This is a genomic window from Clostridium sp. AF22-10, from assembly GCF_003478725.1.
Lineage (GTDB): Bacteria > Bacillota > Clostridia > Lachnospirales > Lachnospiraceae > Otoolea > Otoolea fessa.
Genome location: NZ_QUFZ01000023.1, coordinates 1 through 17,577, shown reverse-complemented (window position 1 = coordinate 17,577; position 17,577 = coordinate 1). Strand labels below are relative to the sequence as shown.

The 17,577-nt window shown below is 47.0% G+C and carries 12 protein-coding genes and 3 pseudogenes; 5 read left to right on the top strand and 10 right to left on the bottom strand.

The window, feature by feature from the left end:
• Positions 1 to 61 precede the first annotated feature (61 nt).
• From DWX91_RS13575 to DWX91_RS13555, 5 genes are all read right to left on the bottom strand, one after another.
• Positions 62 to 5,974: a ZmpA/ZmpB/ZmpC family metallo-endopeptidase-related protein gene (locus tag DWX91_RS13575; protein WP_147354411.1), complete on the bottom strand. Its 5,913-nt coding sequence runs from the start codon at positions 5,972 to 5,974 to the stop codon at positions 62 to 64.
• Between the two features lie 35 nt (positions 5,975 to 6,009).
• Complete coding sequence (locus tag DWX91_RS13570) at positions 6,010 to 7,215, bottom strand: hypothetical protein (protein WP_118539233.1); 1,206 nt, start codon at positions 7,213 to 7,215, stop codon at positions 6,010 to 6,012.
• Between the two features lie 231 nt (positions 7,216 to 7,446).
• Positions 7,447 to 8,115 (bottom strand): TetR/AcrR family transcriptional regulator, encoded by a 669-nt coding sequence (locus tag DWX91_RS13565; RefSeq protein WP_117796661.1) that lies wholly within the window; start codon positions 8,113 to 8,115, stop codon positions 7,447 to 7,449.
• 38 nt (positions 8,116 to 8,153) lie between these two features.
• Complete coding sequence (locus tag DWX91_RS13560; RefSeq protein ID WP_022360641.1) at positions 8,154 to 8,393, bottom strand: RNA-binding S4 domain-containing protein; 240 nt, start codon at positions 8,391 to 8,393, stop codon at positions 8,154 to 8,156.
• A gap of 130 nt (positions 8,394 to 8,523) precedes the next feature.
• Positions 8,524 to 8,799 carry an HU family DNA-binding protein gene (locus DWX91_RS13555; RefSeq protein WP_022360642.1) on the bottom strand — a complete coding sequence of 92 codons (276 nt, stop codon included), beginning with the start codon at positions 8,797 to 8,799 and terminating at the stop codon, positions 8,524 to 8,526.
• Positions 8,800 to 9,332: 533 nt separating this feature from the next.
• Between DWX91_RS13555 and DWX91_RS18235 the strand changes: the two genes are divergently transcribed.
• Positions 9,333 to 9,533 (top strand): hypothetical protein, encoded by a 201-nt coding sequence (locus DWX91_RS18235; RefSeq protein ID WP_347475081.1) that lies wholly within the window; start codon positions 9,333 to 9,335, stop codon positions 9,531 to 9,533.
• On the top strand, positions 9,533 to 10,660 hold the full coding sequence (locus tag DWX91_RS13545; protein WP_347475082.1) for a Na+/H+ antiporter NhaC family protein: 1,128 nt from the start codon (positions 9,533 to 9,535) through the stop codon (positions 10,658 to 10,660). The genes DWX91_RS18235 and DWX91_RS13545 overlap by 1 nt, the downstream gene beginning before the upstream one ends.
• Before the next feature lie 424 nt (positions 10,661 to 11,084).
• Here the strand turns inward: DWX91_RS13545 and spoVT are convergent.
• From spoVT to DWX91_RS13525, 4 genes and pseudogenes are all read right to left on the bottom strand, one after another.
• Positions 11,085 to 11,632, bottom strand: a pseudogene (gene spoVT, locus DWX91_RS13540) (stage V sporulation protein T).
• Positions 11,633 to 11,757: 125 nt separating this feature from the next.
• Positions 11,758 to 13,146 carry a uracil-xanthine permease family protein gene (locus DWX91_RS13535; RefSeq protein ID WP_118473054.1) on the bottom strand — a complete coding sequence of 463 codons (1,389 nt, stop codon included), beginning with the start codon at positions 13,144 to 13,146 and terminating at the stop codon, positions 11,758 to 11,760.
• Between the two features lie 954 nt (positions 13,147 to 14,100).
• Positions 14,101 to 14,676 carry a chromate transporter gene (locus tag DWX91_RS13530; RefSeq protein ID WP_243017871.1) on the bottom strand — a complete coding sequence of 192 codons (576 nt, stop codon included), beginning with the start codon at positions 14,674 to 14,676 and terminating at the stop codon, positions 14,101 to 14,103.
• Positions 14,673 to 15,215 (bottom strand): chromate transporter, encoded by a 543-nt coding sequence (locus DWX91_RS13525; protein WP_118473053.1) that lies wholly within the window; start codon positions 15,213 to 15,215, stop codon positions 14,673 to 14,675. Before DWX91_RS13525 ends, DWX91_RS13530 begins: the two co-directional genes overlap by 4 nt.
• Positions 15,216 to 15,443: 228 nt before the next feature.
• Between DWX91_RS13525 and DWX91_RS13520 the strand changes: the two genes are divergently transcribed.
• The 3 genes and pseudogenes from DWX91_RS13520 to DWX91_RS13510 form a co-directional block, all read left to right on the top strand.
• Positions 15,444 to 15,758, top strand: coding sequence for a LysR family transcriptional regulator (locus tag DWX91_RS13520; protein WP_118539229.1), 315 nt, complete (start codon positions 15,444 to 15,446; stop codon positions 15,756 to 15,758).
• Entirely contained in the window at positions 15,755 to 16,435 is a 681-nt protein-coding gene (locus tag DWX91_RS13515; RefSeq protein ID WP_118539227.1) for a LysR family transcriptional regulator substrate-binding protein, read from the top strand. The genes DWX91_RS13520 and DWX91_RS13515 overlap by 4 nt, the downstream gene beginning before the upstream one ends.
• Before the next feature lie 417 nt (positions 16,436 to 16,852).
• A pseudogene (locus DWX91_RS13510) lies at positions 16,853 to 17,128 on the top strand (peptide ABC transporter ATP-binding protein); the annotation flags it as partial.
• Between the two features lie 112 nt (positions 17,129 to 17,240).
• On the opposite strand, the pseudogene DWX91_RS16945 reads toward DWX91_RS13510, so the two are convergent.
• Positions 17,241 to 17,577 (bottom strand): annotated as a pseudogene (locus DWX91_RS16945) (LysR family transcriptional regulator); the annotation flags it as partial.

The window sequence follows — 17,577 nt, the reverse complement described above, 5'->3', positions numbered from 1 at the left end:
ATTTCCAACCTATAGCTGCCTACTGTTAAATATATTGGGAGGTTTTCAGGTTTATGAATGATTATCTGGCTGGTTCCCAGACACCGTCTGCATTTACATAATAGCCGTCCGGTGTCCACTCAGCCATATAAAGGGAGCCGTATGGACGTCCTGCGCCCTCCATGTAAACCCAGGTTTTTAATGCTTCATCATACGCCCAGGTCGGCTGCGGTGCATACGGATTTAAGTATACATAGCCTAAATCCGGAATCAGCTGCCACTCCGTCAGCATCTCTCCCGTTGCCGGATCCAGATAATACCATCTGCCGTCCTGCGGATCCAGATACCAGCCCGTCCGCATGCCTGTGTTTTCGTCCACATAGTACCATTTGCCTGCGCTGTAATCATAGACCCAGCCTGTCCGGATATATCCATCGGCTCCAAACGCCCACCATGCGCCCCGGAGCTGTTTCCACACAACCTGTTCAACCTGTCTGCCGGTCACCGGATCCAGAACCAGGCTTCCGGACAGATATGTACCATTTGACAGGCGGTAACGCCATCCGGTGCTCTCTTTTACCCATGTGCTGGTACTTCTGTCGCGGCCGGAAGTGGTCGTTCCCTGCGGATTGCCTGGGGTCGATGGATTCGGGTTCGACGGGTTGGGTTTCGTCGGATTGGACGGGTCAGACGATGCTTTCTTTGTCTGGACCGTTACCGCCTCGCTGGCTGCGGATGCCGTCGTATTGACACCTTCTTTGAGTCTCACATAGAAATTGTAAGTCGTTTCCGGCATCAGCCCGGTAAATACTGGTGAATCCTGCCATTCTCCCTGATCCACGCAGTATTCCAGTTCATATCCTGCCGGAATCGCGGTTCCATCCACAAATGTAGACGGTGCTTTCAGGGTCACGCTGGTGTCTGTCCACGCTGCTGCCTGGGGTGCTTTCGGGGTCTTTGTTGCTATTTTTTTGATCGTCAGGCGCACTGTAATCGGATCACTCTTATAATTTACGTTACTGTCCGGGATCTTAATCCTACAGGAATACGTTCCCGCATTGATCGGCGGTGTCATGCTGGAATAAACGGTTCCGTTCACACCTTCATAGTGCACCTCATACTGACCCTGAAACTGTTCCGAAAGATCATATTCGCCTATGGTTGCCTGAATTCCATCCCCAACAGACTTCGGCGTGCCATCGTAATCAACCTCTTTATCCGTACCATTCAGTGTAACCTTATCTTTGTCCCCAAAATACACATGTGTCTCAACATCCTGCGCCGGCATCTTAAAGGAAGCGGTCCATTTGCCGCCTGATTCGGTAAATTTCGGCGGGTAAACAACTATAAGTAAACCACCGCTGTATGTAAGGCATGCATTCTTGTTCTGCATCTCCTTCATCTGCTCAACACCTGCATCTGTCAAGGTCGCCGTTACCAGCTCCCCGGCTTTTGCCGTAGGCTTGTCCAGCGTATAATAAGAACTGCTTTCCGGCTTCTGCGTAATTGAAAATACTGCATTCAGATCATCCTGGACCTCGATATCCACAGCTACCATGCCCGGTCCATCTAAGTATACATAGAGAGTCGGGAGACCGGTTGTATTATCTTTTTCGATGTAATAATCGCCGTTCTTTTTAAGTTCTGCTCTACTATTTACCTTGTTCGGTGTAACTGAACCTTTCTTATACAGCGACATTGATTTTATATTAAATTCTTTAAACAGCTTGCCATTGATAATCTTTGTTACTTCCAGAGAGCCAATATGATCCCCTCCACTCCACTCTTTGGTTTCAAAGGCTGCCGTCGTTCCCCAGGTACCCCATTCCTGTCCTACGAACCAGGTATACTGGGTTGCATTTAAGTTTACTGCATAAGAAACCTCCACCGAAGCATTTGAGCACGGCATTGTAAAATAATATACCGTTGGATCTTCAAAATTGCACAGAGTCGCATCCACCTTTGAACCATTTGCATCGGTAATTGTTACTTTGCTTACGATATCATCCCGATCCAGACCCGTAAATGCAAGGTAAACTTTTTCTCCGGCTTTCTGTGAAAATGTAAATGTACTAGTTTCACTACCTGTCGTAGAAATTGGATTTGTTCCCTTTTTTGCATCATCCATGGATGCATACGCTTTCACGACTGCATTCGGGGAGTTTATCGTATTCTCCCGTTCTACTGTAACGGTGTGTTCCGCCGTATCAACTGTCAGATTGCATACTGCCTCCTTGGAAGGATCCGCCACGCTGGTGGCTGTGATCGTATAGGTTCCCGCTTTTGCCACATCCGCAGCAGTTACCCGTCCGTCCTCTACCTTGACTGCCGGATCACTGCTTTTCCATTCCACATCTCTGGACGCTCCGTTTGCCACATCGACGGTCGCAGTGAGCTGGACGCTTCCTCTCGGGTAAATCGTCTCATTGGTCTTATCCAGCGTAATTCCGGTAACCGAAGGTGTCAGATCCAGCGTCAGATCCGGACGTAAAGTCTGGTTTTTCAGAATCGGGAAAGCATACTCGCCGGTTGAATCCATCGTCCAGGTAGAATCAAAATTCCAGCCCAGCTTTTTATAAAATTCCGGATCTTTCAGGTCTTCCGCCGTTGCGTCCGCTCCATATAGCTTGTCTGCCCCCATCGTATCTGGATCCGGGGTCAAAATCGTTCCATCTGATTTTCTCGCAACTGTGCCGGCAAAGCCGTAGTTATCCCGGCAGCTTCCCGTTGTTCCGCCAATCCGGTTGAGCGATCGCATCTCCGGGAAAATGCTGACACAAGAGGAAATCGAACCGTTGGCGGAAATGCCTGCCACGGATGCGCCAATGGGATTTTTTGTCAGGGCTTCGCCTGCCGCGTAGCTGTGGGAGATCTTTACTTTACTGTCATTTCCGCATCCTACCAGTCCACCAATAGAATTTCCCGCTTCAATGTCCATATCCACAACTGCATAGCTGTTGTCAATTGTTGTACTTCCACCGGTCCAACCGACCAAACCACCTGCAAAGCCACTGCTGGCGGTTCCCTTGATTTCAGCATCTGCATAGCAGGACTTAATATTTACCGAATAATTATACTTCCCCCTTACATTTCCAATCAAACCACCTGCCGATTCAATCTTATTCGTTCCATCTGCAGTTTCGATTGTTCCACTGACGTAACAATTTTCTACCGTCAGAGAACCATATACATCACCAACCAGGATGCCGACTCTCGCCCCATCGCGGGAAGCTTTAACCACCGCATTTTCTATGGTCAGATTCTTAATTTCACAATTCGAAGAAATTGCTCGAAACAATCCCACATAAACTTCGCCGACCGCATTCAAGCCTCGAATCATATGTCCGCATCCATCAAATTCAGCTCCGGCATTAGGAATCGAAGTAAACTCGTGACCGCCCATATCAATATCGCACATCAGTTTCGCTTTCCAGTTTGAAATCTTCGTATCTCTAAAATACGCAAGCTCTGCCCCTGTACTAATTTGATAATAACCATGTTCGTCTTTGGTCGGTTCCACAGCCGTTATTCCATCCCACTGATCCTGCACCCATACCGCCTTAAATGCTACATTTCTATTTGGCATTGTATAATCTGCACCGCTGGCATATGTAGTACTTCCGTCACTCCAGCCTTTAAAATTCATGCCATATACCTTAAAGGTATTCTCCGGAAGCGTAATCACAGTTCCGGCTGCGGCATTTCCCAGGGTCGGCGCATCTCCCTGTGAATCCTGGCGTCCGGATGCAAAGGTAATTGCATACTTCGCCGCGATTGGAAGATTTATTTCGATTGTTTCTGTTGACGCGCCCTCAGAGGTATCGCTCAAAACAATCATTCCCGTGATACTTCCGTTTTGTCCCGGTTCTTTGCCATCCGTTGCTGGTGTTAGATGGAACCCTTCTTCAGCGGACCAGTCCGCATGAATTTTTTGATTTGTGATAACGTTCTGTACAACCTGCAAAATTTCTTCCGCTGTTGTCCCATTTGTCACCGTCATCGCCTGCAGCGCTGCCTGTGCCGCTGTTTTGACATTCTCTAAGGTCTGCTCGGAAAATACATAGGTTCCACTCGTCGCCTCCTCGCTGTCACCATAGGTTGAACCATCTCCCGTTGCCCGGACTCCAAACGTATAGATTCCGCTCTCTGCAATCTGGGCGGTAAAATCGTAACCGGTTTCACCCGCCCCAAGTGTAACCGGAACCCCCAGTGCTGAACCATCCTTATAGAGCTGTACTTTATAGCCCGATGCATACGCAACCGAACTCCAGACGGCCTTTCCTTTTACTGTCTCATCCCATTTGACATCCGCAGGCGCCGCAAGCTGAACAAGATTCACCTTTTTTTTCAGCACAATTGAACCAATCGAACTTCCCTTGTAATGGACATATAAGGTTATTTTATTCGTATTGCCAAGATTCAGCGATTTAGCAAATTGAATCTTTATACCGCTTTCATTTTCTGTATTGTCCACTCCAAGAATTGTAACTCCGTCATACTCCGTTCCATCTTCCTCGGATGAAAGTTTAAAATCCCCCGCCTGTAAATCTTCATTTCTGGTATACGTAAGCGCAATTTTTCCATCTGCCGTGACAGTGTCCGCATCGGTTGTCTGGAAAGTTCCTGTCACAGTTTGTCCCGAAAGCATGGAAACCGGGTTTGTTTCCATGGTGAAATTAAGAGCTTCTAAATCGGCATCCGAAATCGTAACTGTTGTCCTAACCGTAATATATCCGGTCTTTTTGATCGTTACGTCATAGTCTCCATTGGCAAGATCTATGCTAAAGGTTCCATCTGAACCTGTTGTCGCCTTTTTCTCGCTGCTGCCCTTCTTAAAAGTAATCTCTGCGCCTGCGATTCCGGTTTCTCCAGACTTTACTGAGCCTGTTTTTGTCTCGGTTGCCTCAAGATACTCTGGTATGTCTGCGCCGGAGAATATAATTACTTCTTTATTATCTCTTTGCATCTTTAGCGTCGGAAGCTGATTAGCGGCAAATTCCCAGTTTTCCGCATCACTTCCCCAGCCAATCGTGTTTTTCCAGAAATTGGTTGTTAAAAGGTCTGGTTTGAAAACACTCTCGCCACGATGCAACTCTGGCCATTTTCTATCTTTATCATTCTCTTTATCAAGAAGGGTTTCACCACATTTAACCCTCATACCCTGATAGGCGAAATTTCGTCCACCAACTACATGAACTTGATAATCACCGAAATAGCCAAAAATTCTATCTACATAGTATTGCGAACTGTTTGTGGAAATCTCTTCTTGCAATGCTGCGCTCTTATTAATTGTAACTGTTTTTCCTTGTCCACCAACTAATCCACCTGCACCGCGACCTGAATTTGTCGAAACACTTCCCATTGCAATACAGTTCATAATATTCAACTGCGTGCCATTTTTCACTTTAACCGAACCAACCAAGCCTCCAGCTAAAGACTCCCTATTATTATTATCTTTGTTTTCAATCTCTGCATTAACAATACAATTTTGAATTTCCAGCGTCCCCGACTGAACCTGTCCAATTAATCCACCTGCGGCACAATTTCCTGTAGTAGCAAGACTGCCACTGATATAACAATTTTCAATCTGCGAATCAGCACCTACAGTTCTCGCAATCGCTCCTACATGCTTTCCATCTCCCGTAATGGTCACATTGGACAAAATCAAATTTTTAACAGTTCCCGCCAAAACATTAAACAACGGCTGCGAAATTCCACTCAGCTCATATCCATTACCATCTAAACCAGCCGTTAGTGTTCTTGACTCCCACGACTCACCGCTTAGATCGATATCAGCCCCCAATCTAATATATTTACTTACACCAGAGGATTGATTTCCATTATATTGATTCTTTTGGTTTTTACCCATAACAGTAAACCACTGTTTTACATTACAAATCACATAGGGATACTCTTTCGTACCTTTTCCCGTGATTCCTTCATCTGCATACAACGCAATCCCCGCGTCTCCCACCTGCACATGGATCTCCGGCAAAGCAGTGTCTTCCGGTATCTCTTCGCTTTCCGGAATCACCGGAATATAGGTATAGATCGCCCCATTGTATTCTTCATTGGCTTTATCGTAGCCTCCCAGGTCTTTTCTTCAGTTTCTTCTGGTTCACCGTCCTCATCGAAGCGGTCAAAATAGTCCTCCGGTGCCAGTCCGCCCCGAAATTCAGAATAGTCGCTGTTTTCTGCATCCAGTTTCCACGTGATACCCGACAAAGTCCGCTCGGTGGTTTCTTCTCCCATCGTCTCACGCACGGTAAGAGTCTCCGGGAACTGGATATCGGATTCTTTGCTTCCAAGCGGGAGAATCTGATCGGTGATCGATTCTTCCAACGGTACAAATTCCAGCGTTGTTTTCACCTGCTCTTCTTCCAGGACCGTGATCTGGATCACCGGAAGTTCGTCCTCATCTACCTCATAATTGCTGCTTTTCAGCTCTGCACGGAACAGGTAGATGCCCGGATTTTCCCCATCATAACGGGATGCCTGGCTCTCTTCTTCATCCAGAACCCAGCGCACCCTTACTTTTCGCCAGAAACCTTCCTTTTCGTCAATCTCTTCCTCGGTTTTCTCATCCGTCTTGACATCTTCCTTCGATTCATCCGTTTTTCCATTCGAAGAATCGGCATCTTCATTCAAATCGGCATTTCCACCCGAAGAACCGGAATCTGTCTTACCGGAATCGTCTTTCTCATCGGATTCACCGTTCCCCGGATTTGCATTTTCATCCTGAGAGTCCCCATTTTCCGCCGAATTTCCATCTTTCCCAGAATCTCCCTGTTCACCTGAACCGGATTCCGCTTTCTCTAAGCCCTCTCCACCTTCGCTTTTGTCTTTGCTATTCTCTCCGGCATCTTTTCCTTCGGTATCTTTTCCTTCGGTATCTTCTTTTTCTCCATTCTCTTCACTGTCCGTCTTTTCCAGCACGGCATCATCATTTGTGCGGTTGGCAAACGCTGCTACATTCTCATCGCTCCCTGCGTCAGGCACATCTTCGGTTTGCCCCCCCCCGCTGACAAAAACGTCTATGCTGTCCGGCATCTCCAGATCCTGATACCGGGTGCCATAGGGAACTTTCTGATACAGAACCTGTTCCGATAAACTCTCGATCTCCCTGATCTGATAAAAATTCGTGTTCGCATAAACTCTAGGCACAGAGCCATATGAACTGCACGTTATCACTACCACCATTCCTGCTGCCAGGATTCTTCTTTTTCTCCTTCTCATACGCTTTTTCCTCTCATTCTCGAAATGTTGATTATCCGTCATAAAGTGTGTATACACAAATGAGTCGTCACTATATTTATATTATAATAATCAACTCTCACAAATTCAAGACAGAATCTGTTCTTTTAAGCGCATAAAGAAAAACGAGACGACCGAAGTCGTCTCGTAAAAGTCTAACTTTGAGGGGGCACCTCATTCTCTTGACTTCTTTTTTTATTTCCCTTCTTTATATCATTGTTTTCCCAGGTTCTCCGGGGTTCTGCACCATGTCAGGAGCATTCCTTTTAAAAATTCCAGTTCCTGCGTGTGGTCTTCCTTGTGATCGTCCGCCCACACAATTCCCTGTGCATAGCGCTCAGCCACCGCCAGCATCGCAATCGCAACGCTTGTAAATAACTGCTGCTCCGGGATATCGGTCCGGATGCTTTTATCGCTCCTCGCCTGCTCATAGAACTTATGATACAGCGCTCCTGCCGGCTTCAAAACATCCAGATGTTCAGCCAGCGCTTCCCCCTTGACTTTCTCCCGGGAGATAAAGTTTTTATAGTTATTACTGAACCGGAGTATTTCCGGGCGTTCCCGGTAAATCCGGATGATCTGGTCCGTATAAAACTCAATGTACTGATACGCCGTGAATGATTCAAATATCTCCGGTCCCTTTTCTTCCAGAATCTCCTTCCAGAGATCGCCCCAGATTTTTCCGCTGATCGCTATCACAAGCTTGACCTTCGTCTGATAATAGTTATATAGGGTCGCAACGCCCACTTCCGCAGCGTCCGCCACCCTCTGTAAACTGACATTCTCGATCCCATATTGCGAAAACAGCCTGAATCCAGCTTCCATCAGCTGTTCTTTCCGGCGCATCGCCTCTTTTTCATCCCGCTCTATATTTCTTGGCATTTCGTCCTCCGCGCCTTTTACTGACGTCTCTTGGATTTTTACAGGTATTCAAACATTTCTTTGGCATCTTCCTTGCGGATGGTCTCCTGTACGCTTGTAACGCGGACCTTCACCGATTTATTGCCGAAAGCAATTTCAATCACATCCCCAACCTTGACCTCCGCGCTGGCTCTTGCCACTTTATCATTCAGCATCACTCGTCCGCTGTCACACGCTTCATTGGCTACGGTTCTTCTCTTGATGATGCGGGACACTTTCAAATACTTATCTAGCCTCATATTTTTCCTTTCCATAGCCCCTTGCAGGGCACTTTCATCCTGGCGGAATCCCTTCGCTCCTATAATACTAAAGCCCTCCATGATATTTTATCACGAAGGGCTGTCTGTCACACATATATGTCTGAGATAATTATGCGTTTACCATATCCTTTAATGCTTTACCAGCTTTGAACTTCGGAGTCTTGGAAGCTGCGATCGGCATGGTCTCGCCGGTCTTCGGGTTTCTTCCCTCTCTAGCTGCTCTCTCAGCTACCTCAAAAGTACCAAAGCCAACCAGCTGAATCTTTCCGCCCTTAACCAGTTCCTCGGATACTGCATCTGTGAAAGCCTTGATTGCCTTCTCTGCGTCTTTCTTGGAAAGCTCTGCTTTCTCAGCTACAACTGCGATTAATTCTGTCTTGTTCATCGTATATTCCTCCTAGCTTATATCTTTGCACATGAATCCTCTTAGTTTTCTTCGTACATGCCCGCAAATCTTACTTTACATTTATATACATTTCTCCTTGCTTTGTCAAGGTTTTTTGCACTTTTCCTCACATTCCGAACCGACAATCGTTACGACTCGCAAATAGAAATTTTCTAAACTGAAAATTCCGTACGATGCCGTTTAGGCTGCAGATTTTTCCGATTTTAAATGCGAAGCATCGCCAAAATCACAGTGTGAAGCACACGCAAGCACTTCACACTGTGATTTTTTGGTGAAAACCCGTGTAGTATCTGTGAAATCCCTTGTGCTTTTATCTCATTTCCGATCATATTTTCTATCGTTTTTGCATGCTTTTCTCCATCTTTCAGAATATCGTTTTTACAGGCTTTCGCCAACCTTTTCATTACAGTTACACTGTCTTCTTTACTTGCCTGAATCCCATTCTTATGGTAAGATCAAATAATGTATATCCGGCCTATTACGGCAAACATATAGAAAGGCTGAAAATTATTATGAAAAAGCAAAAACTATCTTCCCTTCTGCCTATCGCTGTATTTCTGATCTTTTATCTGGGGCTAGGAATCTGGTCAGAATATATCATGAAGATCCCGATGGGCTTTTACAACATTCCGATTGTTGTCGCATTTATGCTTGCGATCCTGACGGCCTGTTTCCAGAACCGTTCTCTTCCTTTGACCGGAAACTGGAGCTGATGGGGCAAGGCATCGGAGATAAGAACATCATCACCATGCTTCTCATCTTCCTGACAGCCGGAACCTTTGTCGGTGTCGTAGGACGAAGCAGTGCTGAAAGCGTTGCTTATCTGATGCTGTCTCTTATCCCGGCCCGTTTTTCCGTTGCTGTTCTCTTTGTGGTAGCGTGCTTTGTCTCTACCTCCATGGGAACCTCCGTTGGAACCATCACCCTGATCGTTCCGATTGCCACTGCCGTATCTGAGACCTCTGGTTTCTCTCTGGCCCTTTGCGTCGCATCTGTCATCGGCGGTGCCATGTTTGGAGATAATCTCTCTTTCATCTCCGATACAACCATCGCAGCCTGCAACGGTCAGGGATGTGCTATGAAGGATAAATTCCGTGAGAACTTCGGCATCGCACTTCCGGCTGCCATCGCTTCCCTGGCACTTATCCTGGTCGTTTCCTTCCATCAGGATCCGGGAGCTGCCATCATAAAACCATACAACCTGATTCAGCTGATCCCCTATCTTCTGGTATTAGCAGGCGGCATTGCCGGTATTCAGGTATTTGTCGTTCTGTTAGTCGGAATCGTATCCGGTGCCATCATTATGCTGGGCTCCGGCCAGACTACTCCCTGGGAAATGCTTACCAACATGGGTTCCGGCACTTCCGGCATGTTTGAGACCAGTATGGTTGCCATCTTAGTTGCAGCTATGTGTGCACTGATCCGTGAAAACGGTGGCTTCGACGTTCTTCTTAACGTTATTCATCGCATTTTCCGTGGAAAACGCGGTGGTCAGTTTGGTGTCGGCCTTTTAGTTACCCTGCTGGATATCGCAACTGCCAATAACACAGTAGCTATCGTTATGGCCAACCCTATTGCAAAGGAAATTTCTGAAGATTATGGCATCAGTGCCAGAAAGACAGCCTCCCTTCTGGATACCTTTTCCTGTATCTCCCAGGGAATCCTGCCTTACGGTGCTCAGATGCTGGTAGCATTATCGGCGGTTCATGAGCTGGGCTATGAACTGTCTGCCTTTGAGGTCATGCCGCTTCTGTTCTATCCAAGCATGCTGTTTATCAGTTCTTTAATCTGTATCTTTCTGCTTCCAGAGCGCGGAGACCGTGTCAAAGCAAAAAAATAACAGCAGAACCCTTTCCTCTGCACACATAAACGCATTGAGGCATAAAGAAGAGCTGTCCGACTTTCTCGTCATCAGACAGCTCTTTTATGAAATCTCTCGAAGTTTCACTATATAACCTCTCTTTCTTAATTTTAACAAAAAAGGGGGCGTGTTCACAATTTATTTACTCATGCGTTTGTCGTGCGCCTTGCTGTGTTTTTTCTGTGAAAAATCATGGAGTATCTGTGAACTTCCTTGCGCTTTCGTCTGCTTTTCGATATATCTGTTATATCAAATACCAGTTTTTATCAAATACAGGACTATCAAAAACAGGATCGATGGACAACCGCCCAGGAGTTTTATCTCTCTTTACGTTTTCCATCGATCCCGTCTTCTTTTTTCTCTCACCGCCTGTTTCCAGGCAGATTTATCTCATTTATCTTTTTTATCCTTCCATCTGACGTCCCAGGAATCCGGCTGCCGTCGCTGCCAGCTTCATCTCCGCCCCTCCAAGCGCCTGCTTTGCCTCCCGGCTGAGGAGAATCACCGCCCCGATCGCATCTCCCTCGCTCAAAATCGGCACAATCACCTCGGCGCTGCTCTCCTCCACCTCATCCGAGGTAATCGGGATAAATGCTTTTTCTCCCCGCGCCGCACAGATATTCTGACGTTCGGAGACTGCCAGCTCCAGCGCCCGGCTGATCGTCTTCTGGTAATATTCCTTCTTTGGTCCCCCGGATACCGCGATGATCTGATCCCGGTCCGCGATGCAGACCATCAGCCCCGTGGACTGCGCCATCGCCTCCGCGTACTGCACGGCAAATGCCGCCAGCTCCACCATCGGTGAATATTTTTTCAATATAATCTCGCCCTCGCGGTCCGTGAATATCTCAAGCGGCGTCCCTTCCCGAGGCGCAGCGTCCGGCGTATCTCTTTCGGGATGACAACGCGACCCAGATCATCGATTCTTCTCACAATTCCTGTAGCTTTCATGATTCTTCCTCCTGCATACCACGTTTGCCATATCGTGTGTCTTATGGGTAGTATGTGGAAATGCAGGCGGATTATACATCTGAAATGGTTCGTCCCAATTTTAGGACTGAAAATTTTTATATTTTTTATTCCTGCCGTTTCTTCGGATTCGGATTGATCGCCACACCGCGGTTGATGTCGCCCTGTAAATTCTTGCCGAACTGGTAATCATTACCCGGAAGAATCACGTTGAGCAGAACGCCCGCAATCGCTGCGATCGCAAGACCTGTCAGAGTAACCGAAGTTCCTGCCGCCTCAAAGGTCAGACCGTCGGAGAATCCCAGCCCGCAGACCAGAATCACCGCAGCGATTACCAGATTCCGGGATTTGGTTAAATCCACCTGGTTTTCGACCACGTTGCGGACACCGATCGCGGAGATCATACCGTATAGCATGAAACTAACGCCGCCGATGATAGCAGACGGCATCGAACCGATGACGTCTGCCATCTTCGGAATAAAGCTCAGAATCACAGCAAAGACAGCTGCAATCCGGATGACACGCGGGTCATGAACACGGCTTAATTCCAGAACGCCCGTATTTTCACCGTAAGTCGTATTGGCAGGACCGCCAACGAGTGCCGACAGAGATGTTGCGATACCATCGCCGACCAGCGTCCGGTGCAGTCCCGGATCCGCAAGGAAATTTTCTCCGACCGTCGCGGAGATCGCCGACATATCGCCGATATGTTCCATCATCGTCGCAAGCGCGATCGGCGCCATTACCATGACCGCCGTCGGGTCAAATTTGCACAGCTGGAACGGAGGAAGTCCGACCCAGGAAGCCGTCGCTACCTCTGAGAAATTCAGGATCGCACTTCCGTCCGGGTTTGTCATTCCCATCATCTGGAAAACTGCCGCCGCTGCATAGGAGATCACAACGCCCATCAGAATCGGAATGATCTTGAACATTCCCTTGCCCCAGATATTAAAAATGATGATGGTTCCCAGCGCAATCAACGCAATCAGCCAGTTTGTCGATGCGTTGGCAATTGCGGACGGCGCCAGCGAAAGACCGATACATATGATGATCGGACCTGTCACAACCGGCGGCAGATAGTGCATGACACGCTCCACGCCTGCCAGCTTGATGATCAGCGCCAGAATCAGGTACAGCGCACCAGCTACCACGATACCACCGCAGGCATATGGCAATTTCTCGCCCATCGTCATATCTGCAAAAATACCGCTGTCCAAATTTGCCACCGTCGCAAATCCACCGAGGAATGCGAATGAGGAACCAAGGAATGCCGGGACTTTTAACTTAGAGCAGGCATGGAAAAACAGTGTTCCCAGACCCGCACACATCAGCGTTACCTGAATCGAAAGTCCCTCTCCCTCAAAATAGGTATTGACCAGAATCGGCACCAGGATCGTTGCGCCGAACATCGCGAACATATGCTGCAAACCTAAAAGCAGCATCTTCGGCAGACCCAATGTTCTGGCGTCTTTAATGACCATGTTGTTTTCATTCATTTTAAATAGATACCTCCAACAATTCCCTTCATTTTGTAATGTATATAATTTTCATTCTCCAGAATATCCTTTTTGACTTCATTCGTCAACCTTTCTGCTGCGCTTGCTTCGATTTTTTGTAAACAAAACAAAGAATGTGCCTTTTTGTGTAATGGGGAATTCCAAGGAATTTCCTATTGCACAAAAAAAGAGCTGTCCGACTTTCTCGTCATCAGACAGCTCTTTTATGAAATATCCCGAAGTTTCACTATATAACCTCTCTTTCTTTTATATTTTGTTTTAAATGTGCTATGGACCTCTTCCTTTCATATGAATCTCCTCCTTTGATTACATGTATCTATGTAAACTCTTTTAGAGATTGTATGATGATGGATTCCATCGATACCGATTTTTATCTTTTTATTTATTTGATAAATTCGGTTTTTAAAACCATGATCATGTTTTTTAGTAAGTAACTATCCCATTGGACCGTCCTCCTTGTTCCTTATTTCGTCCTAGAAACTATGGTAACCGTTTGTTGGGGTTATCTCTGTTTCTTTTGATGGTTTTATTTTACTAGATAATTTTCATTTTGTCAAGCATTATTTCTAATTATTTTCCATATTTTTCTTTATTTATCTGATTATATTTTTGTAATTGTTGTGTATTTCTGTTTTATTTGTTCTGTTTCTAACTATTATTGCGCTTTACGATCGCGTTTTCTTGTATTTTTTGTTTTATAGGACGCAATTTCCTGTAAAATGAAGAAAGTCCCATGAACAAATCATGTGTCTTGACACATCCGGGCTTCTCGCGCGGCCGCTTGCGGCATGTTTCTTCTTCGCGTGAGTACGCATCCCGCAGAGCGTTTTGTCATAGGTCGAAGCCTCCTATGACAAAAAAAGAACCACCCCAAAAGAGTATACAGATACTGCACTACCTCTTCTGGAAATGGTTCTATTTTCTTCTATCTTCCTAGTGGAACTGGAACACGATTCCAATCACAGCCGCCGCCACGATGTAGAAGATCGGGTGCTTTTTCCATTTGACTAAGCCGTACCAGATCGCAAGCGCCAGTACGATCGCCTTCCAGTTGATGATGGAAAACAGCTTGGAAAGCACCAGGCTGCCATCCTCGCCGACATGGAGGAACGCTATCTTTGCCACGCCGATACCGGCTGCCGCAATCAGGGCGGTGGATGCCGCGCGAAGTCCATAGAGGGCATTCTGTACGATCGCGGATGCTTTAAACCTATCGAGAATCTTCGAGATGATTATGATGATAATCACGGACGGAAGCACCAGCGAAAGCGGTGCCGCCAGGCCGCCGAGAATCCCCTTGATATGGAAGCCGACGTAGGTCGCCATGTTGACGCCCATCGGTCCCGGTGTGGACTCGGAGACAGCAATCATGTTGGAAATGTCACTAAAGGTATACCAGCCTGTCTCCTTGGAAATATTGTAAAGGAACGGGAGGGTCGCCAGACCGCCGCCGACCGCAAACAGTCCGCAGCAGAAGAAGCGGAAGCATAATTCAAGTATCAGCATCATTTCTTCTCCCCCTTTCCGCCCTTCAGTACAATCCCGATCACACCCGCCACGACAACAAGAAGCGCCGGAGAAACCGATGTAAACAGTGACAGTACAAACACAACCGCCGCAATCGCGATCGCGCCTTTATCAACCAGCGATTTCTTTGCCAGCTTGACAACCGCACTGCCGATCAGCACACAGACGCAGGCGCGGATGCCTGCAAAGGCGCTGCTCACAAAGCTAAGTTCAATAAAGTTCGAGATAAACGCCGCGATAATCATAATGATGACAAGCGACGGTGCAATGACTCCCAGTGTCGCCGCAATTGCCCCCGGAATCCCCCGATTTTTATAACCGACAAACGTCGCCGTGTTGACCGCGATGATACCCGGTGTACACTGACCAATCGCGTAGTAATCCATCAATTCTTCATCCGTCGCCCAATGGCGTCCATTGACTACCTCTTTCTGCAGCATCGGCAGCATCGCATATCCGCCGCCGAAGGTAAACCCTCCGATTCTGGCAAACGTCAGAAACATATCCAGCAGTTCTTTCATTTCTGCCCACTCCCTTCCGTATTATTGCTACACTTTTATTTCTCTGGAATTTCCAGTATATACCTGCTTATGTATCATACCAGAATTCAAGGAGCCTGAAAAATACCATTCGAATATAGAATGTATATCGAAAAAATATAGTTTGCCTGTTATTCTATCGGATTTTGTTATATAATATATCTGCCATATACACAGTTTTCCAACGAATCCGAACAGGAAGGAGCATTTATGGAACTTCGCCAGTTATCCTACTTCACCACCATCGTCAACGAGGGAAATATTTCCCAGGCAGCCAAAAAACTGAATATCTCACAACCGCCGCTCAGCCACCAGATGAAGCTTCTGGAGGCGGAACTGGGCGTGACGCTGTTTGAGCGCGGTTCCCGCCACATCCGCCTGACACCTGCCGGAAAGACGTTCTATGACCGGGCGCTTGCGATCCTCGATCTGAGCCAGACTGCCCGCACGGAGCTGACTGCACAGAAACAGGAGATTCAGGGCGTTGTGCGCCTTGGCATCATCTCCTCCGCCGTCGATTTGTGACCCGGCATTATCTTGCCCCATTCCGGCGATCCTATCCCAAAGCCCTGTTTGAACTCCATGAGTCCAATTCCTACCACCTGCTCGATCTGCTTCACTCCAACCAGATCGACCTCGCCGTGATCCGGACGCCATTTGCCAAAGCCGGGCTGGAGATGCAGACACTGCCGCCGGAGGCATTTCTGGCGATCGGGCGCGAAATGATCTGGAGCCATTACCAGGAATGCCCGAATGCCCTTCTGACCGACATTCCTCCATCCGATACTGGTTCTGTGATTCAAAGTTCCCACCCTATGCCTGCATCCGACGCTTCCGAACCACAAAAAAGCCATACGCCCACATCTCTTCCCCTCTCCGCCCTCACCCGCGCGCCGCTCATCCTTTACCGCCGCTGGCAGCCGCTGATTCTGGGATATTTTGAGGAACAGGCGCTGGAACCGAACATCGTCTGCATTGCCGACGATGCCAGAACCGCCCTTTTATGGGCGTCCGAAGGGCTGGGCATCGCGCTCGCGCCTGAATCTGCCCTCTGTTTAAATTCCGATCCCGCCCTGATCCGCCGGATCATCACCCAGCCCCAGATCCACTCAAGTATCTGTCTGGTCAAACGGAAGGAACGGAGTTTATCGCTGGTGGGGAATGCGTTTTTCCAAAGTTTCCATGCCACGGCTATTTCATAAATATGAATTTTATCCTATAAATTCAATTGACTTTACACTTTTTTCATTGTCGTGTTTGTACGAAATCAGATATTTATCATACGCTGAATATTTTTTTATATATCACCGCATTCTGTTTAATTTTTCCAACAAATCACTTTCAATATCGTTTTTTAATATAAATCACACAAAATTTTTAATATATAACACAAATGGCAGATTTTTCAGTTGACATATCGAAAAACCGCACGTATAATTGGCATCAATTCAGGAAAAGCAGAATAAACATAACAGAAAATAATTGCAAGGGCGCATCTCTTTTACGATGGATGCGTCCTTGTTTTTATTTATATGGCAACTGATCACGTGCCGGCTTACCGCGGGCACAGCTGAAAAAGAGGAGGAAATGTAAAGCCCGTCACTCTCTCCGGCGGACAGATGCAGCCAAAAGCGCTCCTCTTTGACGAACCAACCTCCGCACTCGATCCAGAGCTGGTCGGAGAGGTTTTAAACGTCATGAAGGAGCTGGCAAAATCGGGAATGACGATGGTCATTGTCACCCATGAGATGGGCTTTGCCCGTGATGTTTCTGACCGGGTGCTCTTTATGGCAGACGGCTATGTGGTTGGGGAAGGAAAGCCAGAGCAGATCTTTACCGCCCCGCAGCATAAACGGACCAAGGCATTCTTATCAAGACTGCTGGCATCTGCGTAGACCCACTATCAAAAACATAAGTGTCGACAGCCGCTTCGCGATCAATAAGATTGCGGAGCGGCTGTTTTCTGCCATAGGAAACCTCGTTCTATGTGCCATGGCACATTCCTTCTTATAAATTCAGATCTCCCAGACTGGAAAGATAATGTTTGCATATATCCAGGAATTCCCTGTTTTTTTCAGTGAAAAAGCTGTTCTTCATCCATACATAGTTAATAAAGGTTTTGCTTTTAAAATCGTTAATAAAAATCTGGCTCATAACACCGCGATCCAGTTTTTTCTGTACGACAAACTTGTATACAAATGAGAGACCAACATTTTCAATGACAAGATTGTGAATGGTATTGATGGTTCCGACTTCTACAAAAGAGGCGAAATTATGTATGTCCTGATTGTAACCGTGAAGAATAGAACGCAGATTGAGATAGGATTTTGAACCTTCTTCTCTG

What these genes read in the sequence shown, in the direction of transcription:
- DWX91_RS13525 (WP_118473053.1), bottom strand. Translation starts at nt 15,215, where the DNA reads ATGAAAGAACTGCTGGATATGTTTCTGACGTTTGCCAGAATCGGAGGG.
- DWX91_RS13565 (WP_117796661.1), bottom strand. Translation starts at nt 8,115, where the DNA reads ATGCCAAGAAATATAGAGCGGGATGAAAAAGAGGCGATGCGCCGGAAA.
- DWX91_RS13570 (WP_118539233.1), bottom strand. Translation starts at nt 7,215, where the DNA reads ATGAGAAGGAGAAAAAGAAGAATCCTGGCAGCAGGAATGGTGGTAGTG.
- DWX91_RS13535 (WP_118473054.1), bottom strand. Translation starts at nt 13,146, where the DNA reads ATGAATGAAAACAACATGGTCATTAAAGACGCCAGAACATTGGGTCTG.
- DWX91_RS18235 (WP_347475081.1), top strand. Translation starts at nt 9,333, where the DNA reads ATGAAAAAGCAAAAACTATCTTCCCTTCTGCCTATCGCTGTATTTCTG.
- DWX91_RS13520 (WP_118539229.1), top strand. Translation starts at nt 15,444, where the DNA reads ATGGAACTTCGCCAGTTATCCTACTTCACCACCATCGTCAACGAGGGA.
- DWX91_RS13545 (WP_347475082.1), top strand. Translation starts at nt 9,533, where the DNA reads ATGGGGCAAGGCATCGGAGATAAGAACATCATCACCATGCTTCTCATC.
- DWX91_RS13560 (WP_022360641.1), bottom strand. Translation starts at nt 8,393, where the DNA reads ATGAGGCTAGATAAGTATTTGAAAGTGTCCCGCATCATCAAGAGAAGA.
- DWX91_RS13555 (WP_022360642.1), bottom strand. Translation starts at nt 8,799, where the DNA reads ATGAACAAGACAGAATTAATCGCAGTTGTAGCTGAGAAAGCAGAGCTT.
- DWX91_RS13530 (WP_243017871.1), bottom strand. Translation starts at nt 14,676, where the DNA reads ATGATGCTGATACTTGAATTATGCTTCCGCTTCTTCTGCTGCGGACTG.